Annotated in this window: 19 protein-coding genes; 12 read left to right on the forward strand and 7 right to left on the reverse strand. The window is 47.4% G+C overall.

Annotated elements, in window-relative coordinates; genetic code table 11:
• Window positions 1–4: 4 nt before the first annotated feature.
• The 3 genes from dhaL to KNO61_RS01345 all read right to left on the reverse strand — a co-directional run bounded on the left by dhaL (window position 5) and on the right by KNO61_RS01345 (window position 1,997).
• A complete protein-coding gene (dhaL, locus tag KNO61_RS01335; RefSeq protein ID WP_371328164.1) occupies window positions 5–592 on the reverse strand; it encodes a dihydroxyacetone kinase subunit DhaL in 588 nt (195 codons plus the stop codon).
• Between the two features lie 22 nt (window positions 593–614).
• Window positions 615–1,592, reverse strand: a complete 978-nt coding sequence (gene dhaK / locus KNO61_RS01340) for a dihydroxyacetone kinase subunit DhaK (protein ID WP_078147211.1) — start codon at window positions 1,590–1,592, stop codon at window positions 615–617.
• Between the two features lie 102 nt (window positions 1,593–1,694).
• Window positions 1,695–1,997: a PepSY domain-containing protein gene (locus KNO61_RS01345; protein ID WP_012726763.1), complete on the reverse strand. Its 303-nt coding sequence runs from the start codon at window positions 1,995–1,997 to the stop codon at window positions 1,695–1,697.
• Between the two features lie 138 nt (window positions 1,998–2,135).
• On the opposite strand from KNO61_RS01345, the gene KNO61_RS01350 reads away from it, so the two are divergent.
• Both KNO61_RS01350 and KNO61_RS01355 read left to right on the forward strand, forming a co-directional pair.
• A complete protein-coding gene (locus KNO61_RS01350; RefSeq protein ID WP_031423097.1) occupies window positions 2,136–3,209 on the forward strand; it encodes a M42 family metallopeptidase in 1,074 nt (357 codons plus the stop codon).
• A gap of 149 nt (window positions 3,210–3,358) precedes the next feature.
• Window positions 3,359–4,375: a PTS sugar transporter subunit IIC gene (locus tag KNO61_RS01355; RefSeq protein ID WP_078147210.1), complete on the forward strand. Its 1,017-nt coding sequence runs from the start codon at window positions 3,359–3,361 to the stop codon at window positions 4,373–4,375.
• Window positions 4,376–4,409: 34 nt separating this feature from the next.
• On the opposite strand, the gene KNO61_RS01360 is transcribed toward KNO61_RS01355, so the two are convergent.
• Window positions 4,410–4,742 (reverse strand): hypothetical protein, encoded by a 333-nt coding sequence (locus KNO61_RS01360; RefSeq protein ID WP_012726760.1) that lies wholly within the window; start codon window positions 4,740–4,742, stop codon window positions 4,410–4,412.
• A gap of 115 nt (window positions 4,743–4,857) precedes the next feature.
• Here KNO61_RS01360 and KNO61_RS01365 point away from each other — a divergent pair, with 115 nt between their 5' ends.
• The 6 genes from KNO61_RS01365 (at window position 4,858) to KNO61_RS01390 (ending at window position 9,343) form a co-directional block, all read left to right on the forward strand.
• Window positions 4,858–5,169: a thioredoxin family protein gene (locus tag KNO61_RS01365; RefSeq protein WP_012726759.1), complete on the forward strand. Its 312-nt coding sequence runs from the start codon at window positions 4,858–4,860 to the stop codon at window positions 5,167–5,169.
• A 6-nt stretch (window positions 5,170–5,175) separates the two neighbouring features.
• Window positions 5,176–5,970, forward strand: a complete 795-nt coding sequence (locus tag KNO61_RS01370; RefSeq protein WP_078147209.1) for a DUF1444 domain-containing protein — start codon at window positions 5,176–5,178, stop codon at window positions 5,968–5,970.
• Window positions 5,971–6,024: 54 nt separating this feature from the next.
• Complete coding sequence (gene ytpR, locus KNO61_RS01375) at window positions 6,025–6,639, forward strand: YtpR family tRNA-binding protein (RefSeq protein ID WP_078147943.1); 615 nt, start codon at window positions 6,025–6,027, stop codon at window positions 6,637–6,639.
• A 54-nt stretch (window positions 6,640–6,693) separates the two neighbouring features.
• On the forward strand, window positions 6,694–7,401 hold the full coding sequence (locus KNO61_RS01380) for a hypothetical protein (protein ID WP_214757497.1): 708 nt from the start codon (window positions 6,694–6,696) through the stop codon (window positions 7,399–7,401).
• Between the two features lie 85 nt (window positions 7,402–7,486).
• Window positions 7,487–8,794: a UDP-N-acetylmuramate--L-alanine ligase gene (murC, locus tag KNO61_RS01385; protein WP_012726755.1), complete on the forward strand. Its 1,308-nt coding sequence runs from the start codon at window positions 7,487–7,489 to the stop codon at window positions 8,792–8,794.
• Between the two features lie 96 nt (window positions 8,795–8,890).
• The gene (locus tag KNO61_RS01390; RefSeq protein ID WP_012726754.1) at window positions 8,891–9,343 is read left to right on the forward strand and encodes a Dps family protein; all 453 of its coding nucleotides are present in this window, start codon (window positions 8,891–8,893) and stop codon (window positions 9,341–9,343) included.
• 42 nt (window positions 9,344–9,385) lie between these two features.
• Here KNO61_RS01390 and KNO61_RS01395 read toward each other — a convergent pair whose 3' ends face one another.
• Window positions 9,386–10,498 carry an aminopeptidase gene (locus KNO61_RS01395; RefSeq protein WP_012726753.1) on the reverse strand — a complete coding sequence of 371 codons (1,113 nt, stop codon included), beginning with the start codon at window positions 10,496–10,498 and terminating at the stop codon, window positions 9,386–9,388.
• Window positions 10,499–10,667: 169 nt separating this feature from the next.
• On the opposite strand from KNO61_RS01395, the gene KNO61_RS01400 reads away from it, so the two are divergent.
• From KNO61_RS01400 to ccpA, 4 genes are all read left to right on the forward strand, one after another.
• Window positions 10,668–11,180 carry a DUF948 domain-containing protein gene (locus KNO61_RS01400; RefSeq protein WP_012726752.1) on the forward strand — a complete coding sequence of 171 codons (513 nt, stop codon included), beginning with the start codon at window positions 10,668–10,670 and terminating at the stop codon, window positions 11,178–11,180.
• 25 nt (window positions 11,181–11,205) lie between these two features.
• Window positions 11,206–11,757, forward strand: a complete 552-nt coding sequence (locus KNO61_RS01405) for a YtxH domain-containing protein (RefSeq protein WP_214683954.1) — start codon at window positions 11,206–11,208, stop codon at window positions 11,755–11,757.
• 132 nt (window positions 11,758–11,889) lie between these two features.
• Window positions 11,890–12,981: a bifunctional 3-deoxy-7-phosphoheptulonate synthase/chorismate mutase gene (locus KNO61_RS01410; protein WP_078147206.1), complete on the forward strand. Its 1,092-nt coding sequence runs from the start codon at window positions 11,890–11,892 to the stop codon at window positions 12,979–12,981.
• Between the two features lie 127 nt (window positions 12,982–13,108).
• Complete coding sequence (ccpA, locus tag KNO61_RS01415) at window positions 13,109–14,122, forward strand: catabolite control protein A (protein ID WP_074033452.1); 1,014 nt, start codon at window positions 13,109–13,111, stop codon at window positions 14,120–14,122.
• A 53-nt stretch (window positions 14,123–14,175) separates the two neighbouring features.
• Here the strand turns inward: ccpA and KNO61_RS01420 are convergent, their stop codons facing one another.
• Window positions 14,176–15,345 (reverse strand): acetoin utilization protein AcuC, encoded by a 1,170-nt coding sequence (locus tag KNO61_RS01420; protein WP_214872535.1) that lies wholly within the window; start codon window positions 15,343–15,345, stop codon window positions 14,176–14,178.
• On the reverse strand, window positions 15,342–15,974 hold the full coding sequence (locus KNO61_RS01425) for an acetoin utilization AcuB family protein (RefSeq protein ID WP_012726747.1): 633 nt from the start codon (window positions 15,972–15,974) through the stop codon (window positions 15,342–15,344). Before KNO61_RS01425 ends, KNO61_RS01420 begins: the two co-directional genes overlap by 4 nt.
• Window positions 15,975–15,979: the final 5 nt, after the last annotated feature.

Consider the following 15,979-nt stretch of genomic DNA (forward strand, 5'->3'; position numbering starts at 1 on the left):
GATGTCAATCGACCTCCTTCATAATCGCGGCCAAAAGGATTGAGCTAGAAAGGGCACCCGGGTCGACGGTTCCGCGAGAGTTTTCTCCGAAGTAAGAGGCTCTTCCTTTCGTGGCCACCATATCCTCTGTTTTTTGGACAAGCTCGTCCAACTTCTGTTTATAATCTTCCCCTTGTTGGACTTGCTCGAGGAACGGGTCCCAGACGTCGACCATCGTTTTTTGGCCGACTTCCGATTTCCCTCGTGCTTTGATGGAATTCGAACCTTCCTGGAGCGCCTCCTTGAGTAAGCCAAAGTCCGCTTCGGTCGCATCCCCGAATTTGGTTGCCATCTTCACGAAAGCTGAACCGTATAAAGGTCCGGCCGCGCCTCCGACTTTCGACATGAGGGTCATCCCGACCTTTTTACTAAGTGCTCCAAGAGAGTCATAATCCTCATCTAGAATAGTAGAGACCGCATCAAAACCACGAGACATGTTGATCCCATGGTCTCCGTCGCCGATGGCCCGGTCTAAATCGGTCAACGTATCCTTTTGTTCTTCGATGCCAACTTGTGCGTCACGTAACGCCTGCTTCATCCGATCAATCGTCAACATAAACCAAACACCTCATTTATTAAATTTTGAATCCAAGTGCTGCTGAAGGAGCGTCGAGATACGTCGTCATCTCATCATCGAGAGGGAGCAACGTGATGGAGAACCCATGCATCTCGAGTGAAGTCATGTAGTTGCCGACATACTTCCGTTTAAGGGTATACCCAGCAGCTTCCAGTTTTTCGGCAACGAAGTGATAGGTCACATATAACTCAGACAACGGCGTTCCACCCATTCCGTTCACCATGACGGCAACTTCTCCTGGCTCGACTTCTTTTTTCAAGTGACTGAGGAGGTCGTCGACGATTTGGTCGACATCACTCGTCGGTTTCCGCTCGACACCACGTTCCCCGTGAATCCCGATGCCGATTTCCATCTCTTCCTCGTTCAAGTCGAAACCTGGTTTACCACTGACAGGCATGTAACAAGGTTCCACGGCCATCCCTATGGAGCGAACGTGTGAAGCTACTTTTTCGGCGATGGATTTGACTTCTTCAAGTGATTTGCCACTAGCTGCAGCGGCTCCGGCAATTTTGTGAACAAAGACCGTTCCGGCAACCCCGCGTCGATCTTCTTTGTTCGAAATGGCGACATCATCGGCGACGACGACGTGGTCGACTTTGATGCCATCACCTTCGGCCAGTTCTGCGGCGAGCTCAAAGTTCATCACGTCGCCGGAATAGTTTTTCACAATCAAAAGAACGCCGTTTCCGCCGTCAGCTGCTTTGATTCCTTCAAGTACCATGTCCGGAGTAGGAGAGGTGAACACTTCCCCACATACTGCCGCATCGAGCATACCGTCCCCGACATATCCAGCGTGGGCCGGCTCGTGACCACTACCGCCTCCAGATACGAGACCGACTTTTCCAGACTTCGCTCCGTCAGCCCGACAGATGACATTCACACCGTCGACGCGACCATACATTTCAGGATGGGCATGGACCATCCCTTCAACCATTTGCGATACGAGTTCACTTGCTTCACCGATTAGCTTCTTCACGCGAGATCACTCCTTTATTAAATTGAAAACTACCAATTTCAATTTTCCACTCTTTCGAGGGAACTAAACAAAAAAACCGACGAATCATTCGTCGGTTTCGTGTCATGCATATTCGAGTAATGCGCCAGTCTCAGAGTCGACTGTAAACTCATATGTTTTCTCTTCATCGTTCTCAAGAACCGAGATGCCACCTTTGTAGACGTCGTATTCACGACCGTCGTATGTGTAAATCTCCGGTGATGCAGAAATCCATGCCCCTTGGACATGACCTTTTGCTGAGAAAGCACGCTTCGTGTACTCTAAGGCGTTTTCTGCAGATAAGCTACGTTCATCTAAAGCTTTTTTCGTCATAAGTGCGGCAATGACGGCAACCCCGATTCCAATAAACCAATACCTTTTTTTCATATGACTACCTCCCCTTGAACTATGGCTATCATGTACATCGTACCAAAACCTGTACCCGAATGGAATGAAAAGCATTCGCATCCTGTCAAAACTTTTGTATATAATGAGACAAGAACGGTTAGGAAAGGATGATGAAAGATGGATCAGAAGACGAGAGATTTATTTAAGACGCTAACAGAACTCCCGGGAGCTCCTGGGTTCGAGTCTGAAGTTCGTCAATTTGTACGTGGACGAATTGAACCCCATTCAGATGAAATTGTCACGGATGGCATCGGATCAATTTTTGGAAAACGTGTCGGAGACGAGTCGGGACCGAAAGTCATGGTAGCCGGACATATGGATGAGGTCGCTTTTATGGTGACACGGATTACCGAGAACGGCATGCTTTACATACAACCACTCGGTGGCTGGTGGAGCCAAGTGCTCATGGCGCAACGTTTCGACATCATCACGTCGAACGGTAAAATTCCCGGTGTCGTCGCTTCGACACCGCCTCATTTGTTAGGTCCAGATGCAATGAGTAAACCGATGGACATCAAGCAGATGTTTATCGATATCGGAGCAGATTCGAAAGAAGAAGCAGAGTCATGGGGTGTACGTCCGGGGGTCCCTGCTGTTCCATCGAGCGCATTTACCCCACTTCATCACCCGAAAAAGATTATGGCCAAAGCTTGGGACAATCGTTATGGCGTCGGTCTTGCAATCGAATTGTTGGAGGAAACGACAAAAGCGGATCATCCAAACATCTTGTTCTCGGGTGCTACCGTACAAGAAGAAGTCGGATTACGTGGAGCGCAGACAGCATCTGAATTGATTCAGCCAGATGTGGCACTCGTACTCGATGCTTCACCGGCCAATGATGCTTCAGGAAGTAAAACGGAGTTCGGTCAGCTCGGTGAGGGAGCATTGATCCGAATTTTAGATCGCGTCATGGTCATGTCTCCTGAAATGCGTGATTTCTTACTCGATACGGCTTCAGACGAAAACATCAAGACACAATATTTCGTCTCACCAGGCGGTACCGATGCGGGGCGCGTTCACATGAGCGGAGAAGGGGTACCGACAGCCGTCATTGGCGTCGCATCTCGTTATATCCATACACACGCCTCGATTCTTCATACGGATGACTACGATGCAGCGAAAGCGTTGCTCAAAGCGTTGGTCAAGCGGCTTGATCGTTCGACACTTGAAACGCTACGTCCGTCTCTGTAAATCAAACATTCCGTTCACTCGAAAGATGAGTGGACGGTTTTTTATGGATGTTCTTGCTATTTCATGAAAACGTCTTATACTGATAAAGGTGTTTATACATGTATGTTACTCATGACAAGACACCTGTATAAGTGTAAGGAGGATATGTTATGTTCAAGAAAAAAGGAATCTCATTGAGCCCGTCGCTTTATTTTGTGACGGCGCTAAGTTATATGGCACTTGGTTTGTTTAGTACGTTAATCATCGGTCTGATCATAAAAACGATCGGAGGTCAGCTCGAAGGAACGACATTCACAGGGATGAGTGCCACGTTGATTCAAATCGGGGATGTCGCCATGAGTTTGACCGGACCGGCAATCGGGATTGCCATCGCCTATGCGTTAGAGGCGCCGCCGCTCATTTTGTTTTCCGCGCTCGTTATCGGGGCGTTTGGATATGAGTTCGGACCGGCAGGAAGTTACGTTGCGACGATTCTTGCGGTCGAAGTCTCAAAACTTGTCTCTAAATCGACGAAACTAGATATTTTAGTGACGCCGTTCACAACGATTGCCGTAGGCTACCTCACTGCGACGTATATCGGCAAGTATGTCGGCTTATTTATGACGCAACTCGGTGGTTGGATTGAATGGGGCACGGAGCAACAGCCGTTGTTCATGGGAGTGGTCGTCGCGACATTGATGGGACTTGCGTTAACGGCACCGATTTCAAGTGCTGCCATCGCATTGATGCTCGGTTTGAACGGAATTGCCGCTGGAGCAGCGACTGTCGGTTGCGCGGCTCAGATGATTGGGTTTGCCATCACGAGTTATCGTGATAATGGGGTCGGTGGGGCGATTGCTCAAGGAATCGGCACCTCGATGCTTCAAGTCGGGAACATTGTGAAAAACCCTTGGATTCTTCTTCCGCCAACAATGGCCGGGGCTGTATTGGCTCCAATCGCGATTCTGTTGTTTGAACTGGAAAGTGTCGCTGCGGGGGCAGGCATGGGAACAAGTGGGCTCGTCGGCCCGATTGTCATGCTTGAAACGATGGGCTTTAGCTGGTATACCTTTCTCGTCGTCTTTGGTTTCCTCATAATTGGACCAGCCTTATTGAGTTACGCGGTATACGTAGTCTTGCGAAGAACCGGTCGGATTCAACCGAATGATTTAAAAATTGATTATTAATGAAGAGCAACGTTTCGAGGAACGTTGCTCTTTTTCATCCAATTCCGAACCACATTTTCACGGACTCAACCGTCTCACGAGGGACTCGGAAACTGATTAAGAATAACATGAGCACAATCACGTAAATGGGGATCAAGAAACGCTTTCGAACGATGGGCAAGTGACGTGCCAATTTCTTGAGATATTTTTCGAGCACATAAATGACGGCGAAACCGACAACGAGCCAAATCAAGATCTCTAGTCTCGTTTTATCAGTGTCAATAAATAAGTAGCCGTATCGCAAAATGGCAAGCATTCCAAATACACCGACCATCTGTTCAAGAGGGTGCTTCATTTCAGGGTTTAACGTTTCGCGTGTTAATTTCATTCAGCTTCACCTGTTTCAACTAGTTTCGGCTTTGATTATAACAAACAGCAGAGCAGAATGTGTGACTTGACTTATGCTATTATAAGTGAGGAAAAAACGAACAGGAGTGATAATCATGAAACGACTATCAACAATGGCAGAATATATCGAAGCAAAAGAAGCGAAAAGTGTCCTTATGTTTTCGGCGACATGGTGTGGAGATTGCCGATTCCTTGACCCATTCATGCCGGAAATCGAGAAGAAATTTGAAGCATGGACGTTCTATTACGTCGATCGTGACGAGTTCATGGAACTTGCGCAAGAACTTGATATTTTTGGCATCCCAAGCTTTGTTGCGTTTGAAAATGGCAATGAGGTTGATCGCTACGTCGGTCGTGAACGGAAGACGCCGGAACAGGTTGAAGCTTTCTTGAACGGATTAGGGTGAGCCTTTATGGAACGGAATGAGTTAAGACGTTATCTAGAATCGCATTTTAATGAAGAATACCGTACTTCTTACGACCGTGAGAATGAGGTACTGCGCGTCGAGCGGAAATCTGACCGTTTTGGGGTCAATATCCGCCTTGCGCCGATTGTGGCAAAGGCTAAGACACGCGGTACGGTTGCCGTCGATGAAGTCATCGAGTATATCGAATCAGCGATGAAGGCGGATGATCAAATCTCCCTCACCGGAAATGAAGATGCCATCTATCCGGTCATTCGTTCGAACTCTTTCTCGAAGACGACAAAAAATGGAGAAGCACTTGCATTCACCCCGCACACGGCCGAGACCGCGATTTTTTATGCGCTGGACCGTGGAAACGGATATCGGTTGATTGAAGAACGCCACCTTTCGGATGAAATGACGCTCGACCGCATCGAGCGAATCGCCCGTGAGAATGTGAAAAAACTACCGACCGAGATGAAACAAGACGAAGTGGCTGGAAACCCATTCTACTTCTTATCAACTCGTGATGGCTACGAGGCATCTCGTGTGTTAAATGACGAGTTTCTTCGGCTGATGGAACGACGGATTGAAGGGGATATGCTCGTCGGTGTCCCGCATCAGGATGTGATGATCGTTGCGGACATTCGAAATGACCAAGGATATGATGCGATGCAGCAACTGATGTTTGATTTCTTCACAAATGGTCGAATTCCCGTCACTGCACTCGCCTTTCACTATGTGGCGGGGGAACTTGAACCGATTTTCATTGTCGGAAAAAAGACCCCGCCATCGAACACATAATCTGATAAAATAAGTGAGATGAGTTTGAAAGAAGGGACGTAGGAACGTATGCAAATGAATGTGTTTTATAACCGAGAAGGAATCGGTGATGTACTCATGGTGTTGTTAAAAGAAGGAGAACGACATCATCAATCTGTCGAGCGGACGGGAGACGTGGCAATCGTCAAGTCGGCAGACGGAAAAGTGAACGGGTACAACCTGTTTCAAGCAAGTCAACATGTTGATGTGACAGGATGGAATGGTCCTGTTGAGTTGACAGTCGAATTAGTGGAACAGTTGCAATCTATCTTAAATGATAACGGGATTGAAGAGGACTTTTCATGGGTTGACGTGACGCCGAAGTTTGTCGTCGGGTATGTTGAAAGCGCAGTAAAACACCCGGACGCTGACAAACTGTCAATCTGTCAAGTTCAAATCGACCAAGGGACTGTTCAAATAGTATGTGGCGCACCGAATGTGGCAACAGGGCAAAAAGTCGTTGTCGCAAAACCGGGTGCGGTGATGCCGACTGGTTTGATTATCCGTCCGTCTGCACTCCGTGGTGAAAGTTCACACGGGATGATTTGTTCTGCCCGTGAATTAAACCTTCCGAACGCCCCGCAAGAAAAAGGGATTTTAGTATTAGATGACGAATATGAAGTAGGTACAGCATTTAAAATCGGTCGCTAAATTCGACCGATTTTTTGTTAAATATGGATTGAGTGAAAAAGCGAGGAATCAAGTATGGATGCATATGAACGTTCACTGAAGCAACAAGCAGAGCGAATCAAACGAGAACTGTCGAAAGAAGGACAAAAAGGTTCCCCTCCGCCAAAGGTAGAGGTAACCGAGGAATTTATTCCGTCAGACGTCCCGTCACCGATTTATGGATATGCTCGTCCGAAACCAAAGATTGTCCTTCCGGTCGAACACTCTCCTGAAACGAGAGATGCGTATGATTCAAAGATGGCATCTACTCATTCTACGACGGAAGAGCCAATCCAAGAGTCATCTACTGAACCCGTCTCTGAACCTGAATGGAGCAAAGAGTCCAACGAGCTGATTTCCGAGGAAATGGAAATGGAAGAAAAACCGATTCTTGGTGAAGTTTCGATTCTAGATAATGGCTTTTCATCTGTTTTTATGCAATCAACGGATTTATCCCGTTCAAAAAAGGAGACGGTCGTAGAGGCTCATCAAGATGCCACTCCTCATACTGACCTAGATATTGACGAATCGGCGGAACAAATCGGTTCGTCGCTTGAGCAGATTGCAGAAAGATTACAAACACCATCTGAACAGCAAGAAGTGCCATCTGCCACAGATTTGACATCAGCGGTTCAAGTATCATTTAAAGCGGATCAACCGCCTGTAAATGTGATGATGACGCCAAAAGATCGCATGGCGATGTACCGCAGCCGACGACTTGCGCAAAAAAACAATAATCTGTAATAGCACGACTCTGTGAGTTTTGCTATAATGACAAAGGTTTGTCGCATTTTGACGAGCCGCAATGAATTAGGGGGGCTATTTACAGATGAACCGTTATCACTTCGTCGGAATTAAAGGAACGGGCATGAGTCCTTTAGCTCAAATTTTATTTGATATGAACAATGAGGTCCGTGGATCGGACGTTGAAAAAGCATTTTTTACAGAAGAAGCATTGAACCGTAAAGGGATTGAAATTTTGCCATTCGATCCTGAAAATATTTCGGAAGACCAAATCGTTGTGCAAGGAAACGCGTTCAGTGATGATCATCCAGAAATCGTGCGTGCACGTGAACTCGGATTGACGATTTATAAGTATTACGAGTTTTTAGGTGAACTCGCGAACCATTACACGAGTGTCGCCATCACTGGGTCACACGGGAAGACGTCAACGACGGGATTGCTTGCACACGTCATGCGTGGAATCGAACCGACATCGTTCTTAATCGGCGATGGCACGGGAGAAGGAGTGGCGGATTCGAAAAACTTCGTCTTCGAAGCTTGTGAGTACAAGCGTCATTTCTTATACTACCGTCCAGACTACGCGATTATGACGAATATCGACTTTGACCATTCGGACTATTTCTCTGGACTTGATGACGTCATTGACGCTTTCCAAGAAATGGCGAAACAAGTGAAGAAAGGAATCATTGCTTGTGGCGATGACGAAAATCTTCAACAGATTCAAGCCAACGTGCCGCTCGTCTATTATGGTTTCGGGGCGCACAATGATTTCCGTGCTGAACAGGTCACATCGACAGAAAATGGAACGACATTTGATGTCTTTTTGCGTGATGACTTCTACGGAACGTTCCGAATTCCTGGATATGGAGACCACAGCGTGTTGAACGCGCTCGCTGTCATTGCGACATGCGACTACGAGAACTTGCCGAAAGAATTGGTGAAAGAACGTCTTGAGACGTTCAATGGTGTAAAACGCCGATTCAGTGAATCGACGTTAAACGACCAAGTGCTTGTCGATGACTACGCGCATCATCCGCGGGAAATCAGTGCAACGGTCGAAGCGGCTCGGAAAAAGTATGGCAATCGAGAAGTCGTTGCGATTTTCCAACCACACACGTATACACGCTTGAAATCATTCATGGATGATTTTGCGACGGCATTGGCCGAAGCAGACACTGTCTATTTATGTGATATTTTCGGTTCAGCACGTGAGCAGGAAGGAACGGTCACGATCGAAGACCTCCAATCACGAATCGAAGGCGCGCATATTTTAAAACGTGGTGGTACAGGCGTGTTACGCAACCATGCCGATGCCGTGCTCTTATTCATGGGTGCCGGTGATATTCAAACGTATCAGCGCGAATATGAAGAAGTTGTAAAACTTGAAGCATAAGTGTGAAGGGAGACGAAAGTCTCTCTTTTTAATGTTTAGCCATCCAAAATCTCGGTAATAGTAGTATCGATGAATATGACAAAGGAGATGTTAGGAATGGCTAGTCAAGTTGCGCTCAACACATTGAACAAAGAAGTAGCGAACTATGGATTACTGTTTGTGAAACTTCATAATTATCACTGGTATATCAGTGGACCGCACTTCTTCACGTACCATGAAAAACTAGAAGAGCTCTATAATCTAGTGGCAGAACTTTATGATGACGTGGCAGAACGCCTACTAATGAATGACGGCGAACCGTTTGCGACGATGAAAGAGTATCTTGAACATTCGACGTTAAAAGAAGGCGATCGTCATGCCGAGACAGATCAGATGATTAAAGACATCATCAGTGACTTCAAACAAATCCGTCAAGAGATGCAAGATGCGATGGAGAAATTTGAGGATGGCGATGAGGCGATTGAAGATACATTCGTCTCTCATATCGAACGACTCGAAAAAGAAATTTGGATGATGTCTGCAGCCCTCGGGAAGAAAACAAAATTATAAACATAAAAATGGTGCGCCTTTGTCAGGCGCACCATTTTTATGTTATTTCAAGTTTTCTGGATTAAGCGGAAGCAAGGCATCGATGACGAAACGTCCGTCTTTTCGGATGAGTACATCGTCGAACCAAATTTCGCCGCCACCGTAATCCGGGCGCTGGATGTTGACAAGATCCCAATGGACAGATGAGTTGTTGCCGTTATAGGCTTCATCATACGCTTGACCTGGCGTGAAGTGGAAGCTGCCGTCAATTTTCTCATCGAAGAGGATATCTTTCATCGGATGTTGAATGTATGGGTTCACACCGATTGCGAACTCACCGACGTAACGGGCTCCTTCATCTGTGTTGAACACTTCATTGATTCGTTCTGTATCATTAGCCGTCGCATCTACAATCTTCCCGTCTTTGAACGTCAACTTCACATTCTCGAATGTGAATCCTTGGTATGGAGATGGCGTATTGTACGTGATCACGCCATTGACCGAGTCTTTTACCGGTGCTGTGAACACTTCACCATCTGGAATGTTCATTTGACCCGAGCACTTGATTGCCGGAATATCTTTTATGGAGAACGAGAGGTCCGTTCCTGGTCCTTTCAACGTGACACGGTCCGTCTTGTTCATCAATTCGACCAATCCGTCCATTGCGCGGTCCATCTTTCCGTAATCGAGCGTACATACATTGAAGTAGAAGTCTTCGAACGCTTCTGTCGATTTTCCAGCAAGTTGCGCCATCGATGGAGATGGATAACGAAGGACGACCCATTTAGTTCCTTTGACCCGGTCTTCGGTATGCATTTTCCCAAGAGTGGCACCGACGAGTTTTTGTTGCTCACTCGGCACGTCAGAGAGTTCGTTGATGTTATCACCAGCACGTAAGCCGATATAGGCATCCATTGCCTGCATCTGTTTACGCTCGATGTCGGCCATGAGTTCGAGTTGCTCTCGGCTTGCGCCCGTATATAACTTACGTAAGATACGGCTCTCTTTCAACAAGACGAATGGGTGTCCGCCTGCCTCATATGCTTTTTCGACGAGTGCCTCAACGAGCGACTCCTCGACGCCAAAGTTCTCAATCAGTACCTTTTCCCCCGGTTGTAGCTTGACGGAATAATTGATTAAACCGTCTGCTAACTGTGTAATTCTTGGATCTCTCACACGATCACCCCTAATTATTTTTATGAATTTCTATTTTAGTGTAATCGAAAACATAAAAACGGGTAAAGGAATAATCAGACCCAATGGCGAAAACGGTTGTAGCAAATCTTTTCAGTCATAATGGTGCTATAATGAAACAAGAAACGATTGAATAGGAGGAATGGATTGAATGGAGATCACATTAGGAGGCATAGCTGGCCTGATTGCGGCGCTCGCGTTTGTCGTACTCGTCATCTTCTTGGCGCGTGTATTGTCGAATGTAAACCGTACACTCGGAAGCGTCGCCAACACGACCGAAAATTTAGAACGCCAGCTCGATGGAATCACAATGGAAGTGACGGCGCTCTTACATAAGACGAACCGTCTCGTGGACAACGTCGAAGAAAAAACAGAATTGCTCGCACCCGTCGCTCATGCGCTTGATGAGTTAGGGACATCATTGAACGAGGTGACCGAGTCTGTTCGTACCGTCTCGACATCTGTCCACTCGGCAGCAGACGAAAACAAAGAACAGATTGCGCAAGCCGTCCGATGGGGATCGGTTGCGGTCGAATTGTTCAAGAAGAACAAGCCGGAAGCATCTGCTTCAAAAGAACGTCCACGTCGCCGTACACGACGTGAAAAGAAAGCAGAAACACCTGTATCACCTGATTTGATTCAAACGGACGATACAATCAAATAACTAAATTTCGGGGAGGAACTCACACATGACAGACCAAAAGCAATCAACAGAACAGAATCAATCAAGTAGCGGATTTTTGACGGGTGTCATCCTCGGAGGGATTGTCGGAGCAGCGGTTGCCCTCTTAACATCACCGAAAAACGGACGTGAAGTTCGAACGTACCTTGACGAGAAGACGTCAACATCGCGAGAACGTCTGACTGTCAAATCGAAAGAAATGCGTGAGAAAGCAGAACCGGTCGTTGGGGAATGGATTAAAGTGGCGAGCGATAAGGCGGCACCTGTCCTCAATATCGTAAAAGATAAGGCGCGTGAGGCAGCAGAATTAAAGCAACAGATCGATGAGGACGAACTCTCGATTGAAGAGGCGATGGAGAAAGCGGATCAGCTCGTCGCGGAAGCGGAATCGGAAGTGAAAGAACAGATGGACCGTGCGGCTGAAGAAGAGGCAAATCCATCGAACGCATCGGATTCTGAATCAAACGATTCGCTCGAAGCACCTGTCAATGAGTTGCTTGATGAGGAATCGAAAGAAGAACTCAATGATTTGAAGAAAGACCTTAAAAAAAATGAATGACATGTAAGGGCCGAATGCATTCGGTCCTTTTTTGGTGATTTTGTGACGTAGAAGGTTTCCTTATGACAAAGCGCACAAAGTTCGATATAATTAGGAATCTGGAAAGAACGGCTTAAGAATGTGAGGGAAACTATGAGTCCACAAGATCAATTGAATCGATTACGTCGAGAAATGGATGAATTGAACCATGAAATGCTCGACTTGCTAAGTCGGCGTGGTACACTTGCCGTCGAAATTGGAAAAATCAAACGTCTTCAAGGCGTCGAACGTTATGATCCCGTCCGCGAGCGCGAGATGCTCGATTTTATCGCCGCTTCAAATCAAGGACCGTTTGAAACGTCACGTCTTCAACATATCTTTAAAGAAGTCTTTAAAGCGTCTGCTGAATTACAAGGGGAAGACCGTGATAAAACGCTTCTCGTTTCGCGGAAGCGTCAACCGGAAGACACGTTGGTCCATGTGAAGGACGTGACGATCGGAAACGGGCGTCCACAATTGATTGCGGGACCGTGTGCCGTTGAATCGTTTGAACAAGTGAATGCGGTCGCAGAAAAACTTGCATTATCGGGAGTTAAAGTGATGCGAGGTGGTGCTTATAAACCGCGTACGTCTCCTTACGATTTCCAAGGCTTAGGCTTTGAAGGATTGAAGCTGTTGAAGACAGCAGCTGACCGACACGACCTACGAGTCATCACGGAAATCATGACTCCCGGCGCAGTGGAATCGGCGTTACCATATGTCGATATCATTCAGGTCGGGGCTCGCAACATGCAGAACTTCGATTTGTTAAAAGAAGTCGGGAAGACAGACAAACCGGTCTTGTTGAAGCGCGGATTATCCGCTACAATCGAAGAGTTCATTTATGCGGCAGAGTACATTATGGCGAGCGGGAACAGCCAAGTCATCTTATGCGAGCGGGGAATTCGAACGTATGAACGAGCAACACGTAATACGTTGGACATCACGGCTGTGCCGATTTTGAAGCAAGAGACGCATCTACCTGTCATGGTAGACGTCACGCATTCGACGGGTCGTCGTGACTTGTTGTTACCGGCTGCAAAAGCGGCCCTTGCCATCGGAGCTGACGGTGTGATGGTAGAAGTGCACCCGAATCCTGCCATTGCATTATCGGATGCGCAACAACAATTGGACTTCGATCAATTCGATCAATTTGTGGAAGGACTCACCGTCCAGTTTCCCCGACTTGATTTGGTGAAAAAGTAAGCTTTCCAAATGGAAACGTTTTATATCGCATGAAGACAGGGTAAATGGATGACAGATACCTGTCTTCCTTTTTTAAGATGTTTTATGAAAACTTTTTGAAAATCAGGACTTGTAGGAGGAGTAGTTTATGAATAGTAACAACGTAACGATTTACGATGTCGCACGAGAAGCCGGGGTGTCAATGGCAACCGTTTCTCGTGTCGTCAACGGAAACCCGAACGTCAAACCGACAACACGCAAGAAAGTACAGGATGCGATTGACCGTCTTGGTTATCGTCCGAACGCCGTCGCGCGTGGACTTGCGAGTAAAAAAACGACAACGGTCGGTGTCATCGTACCGGATATCTCGAACATCTTCTTTGCTGATTTGGCACGAGGCATTGAAGACGTGGCGACGATGTACAAATACAACATCATCCTTGGTAACTCGGATTCGAGTCGTGACAAGGAAGTGCATTTACTCAATACGTTGTTAGGGAAGCAAGTGGACGGCATCATCTTCATGGGTGGACGTTTGCATGAAGACCTCGTCGAAGAGTTCAAAAAATCACCGGTTCCAATCGTTCTCGCAGCGACGTTGAACCAAGGATATGATCTCCCTGCCGTCAACATCGATTATGAACAAGCCGCATATGACGCGACTCAGATGTTGATCAACCACGGACATGATCGTGTTGGATTTATCACTGGACCGCTCGAACAACAAATCAATGGCGAGAAGAAATTCGCTGGATACCGTCGCGCGCTTGAAGATGCAGGTCTTCCATTCCATGATAACGATATGATTCTTGGAAATTATACGTATGCGTCTGGTCTCGAGGCGATGCAAAAAATGTTGCAGCGAGATGATTGCCCGAAAGCCATCTTTGCGGGGACGGATGAGATGGCACTCGGTGTCATCCACGCGATCCAAGATGCAGGTTACTCGGTTCCAAACGACTTTGAAGTCGTCGGTCACGATAACACGCGTCTCGCGACGATGATTCGTCCGAAGTTGACGACGGTCGTTCAACCGATGTACGATATCGGAGCCGTCGCGATGCGTCTCTTGACTAAGATTTTGAACGCGGAAGAAATCGAAGAGAAAAACGTCGTGCTTCCTCACCGAATCGAACGCCGTGACTCGCTTCGCCAAGATTAATCAAAAGGCCTCCCCATCCGTCACATCATGTGAGGGAAAGGGGAGGCTTATTTTTATAGGTAAATTGACTTTCGGTCATTTGATATGAACGGCCAAAAGGCTCGTTTTGTGACTTCCCAATTCTTTTCTTCGATTTGTTGACGGCGCGGGATATGATCAAACGCATAAAGCGAGTCGTCCCAGCGAGTGGGTAACGGTTGACCAGCGACACCAGACCATTGCTCAATCCACTCGCGCGGAATATCTCCAGAATAGGGTGCTTCTCTCGTCAATCCAGCCCACACTTGAGCCCATGCGCGTGGCACGGCACGATACCAGTCATACCCGCCGCCACCAAGGGCGACGAGACGGCCGTCTGTATATTCATCGGCCAGGCGTGAGGCAATCTGCGGGATTTGTTCGAACGTCCGTATCGTTGATGCCAGATGGGTGAGTGGATCAAAGACATGGGCATCCGCACCATTCTGAGTCAGGATGATATCAGGTTTGAACCATTCGCACGCTTCACGTAAAACGGTCTCATAGCAAGTCAAAAATGAGTCATCTTGGGTGAACGCATCGACCGGTACGTTCCAACTGTAGCCGTATCCTTTCCCATTACCTCGTTCTGTCACCATTCCGGTACCCGGGAAGAGATAGCGACCTGTCTCGTGTATGGATAAAGTCATCACATCATCATCGTCATAGAAGAGCCATTGGACCCCGTCCCCATGATGCGCATCCGTATCTACATAGAGAACGCGCGACCCGTATTGTTTTCTCACATGTGCGATGGCGACGGCCGCATCGTTATAGACGCAAAATCCTGATGCTTTGCGCCGCATTCCATGATGTAGACCGCCCCCAACATGGAAGGCTCGCTCTGCTTTGCCGCTCGCGACCAGATCGAGCGCATGAATCGTCCCTCCGACAAGTCTTGCGGCCCCCTCATGAATCGTCGGAAAGATAGGGGTGTCTTCCGTACCGAGACCAAACTTATTCGCTTTCAGCGTAGAAAGTTCTCCTGCAGCCGCAGCTTGGACGGCTTCGATGTAATCGAAGTCGTGAACGAGCGCTAACGCTTCAACCGAAGCGAGTGGCGGAGATACACATTCCGATTTGGACAGTTTTCCGGCTGCAATCAATAGCGATGTCGTTAATTCCAGTCGTAACGGATTGAACGGGTGATCCTCATGAAAGCGATAAGACGTCTCGTCTTCGCCAAATATGTAAATCGGTCTCATCGCGACATCTCCGGACCGAGGACATCATAGCCTTCACGTTTCAACCGTTCGATGATTCGGAGCGGGTTCATCGTCTGGACGCGGAAAGAGATGATACGTTTATACGGATCGCTCGTCGGATGAACGAAGACGTTGATGATATTGACGTTTGTTTTGGCGAGGAGTCGGGTCACTTTTTCAAGTGTACCGGTCGTATTTTCGACGAGGATCTCGATTTGCGAACTTGGTTCGAGTGCGCCGGTCAATTGGACGAAGTAACGTAATAAATCGGTCTCTGTCAATACACCGACGAGTTTCCCTTGTTCGACGATGGGGAGACAGGTTAGCCGGTTTTCGTAAAACAAGGCAGCTGCATCTTCAAAGAAATCGAATGGATGCGCTGTCGGTACCTCGGATCGCATGATGCTCGATACAGGGTTTTGAAAGTCTGCGTTTTCACTTTCAGGATGAAAGACGCTCGTCGCACCACTCATCTCGAATTGGCCGACAATCCCGACGACTTGTCGAGCGGGATTTGTCACAATCAAATGTCGGACACGATGTTCACGCATTAATTTTGCGGCATGGGCAATCGTATTGGTCGGTTGAATCGTCACGACATGTCGATTCATCATCTGTTCGATTAACATGAAAT

The sequence above is a fragment of the Exiguobacterium sp. s140 genome (assembly GCF_018617035.1).
GTDB classification, from domain to species: domain Bacteria; phylum Bacillota; class Bacilli; order Exiguobacteriales; family Exiguobacteriaceae; genus Exiguobacterium; species Exiguobacterium profundum.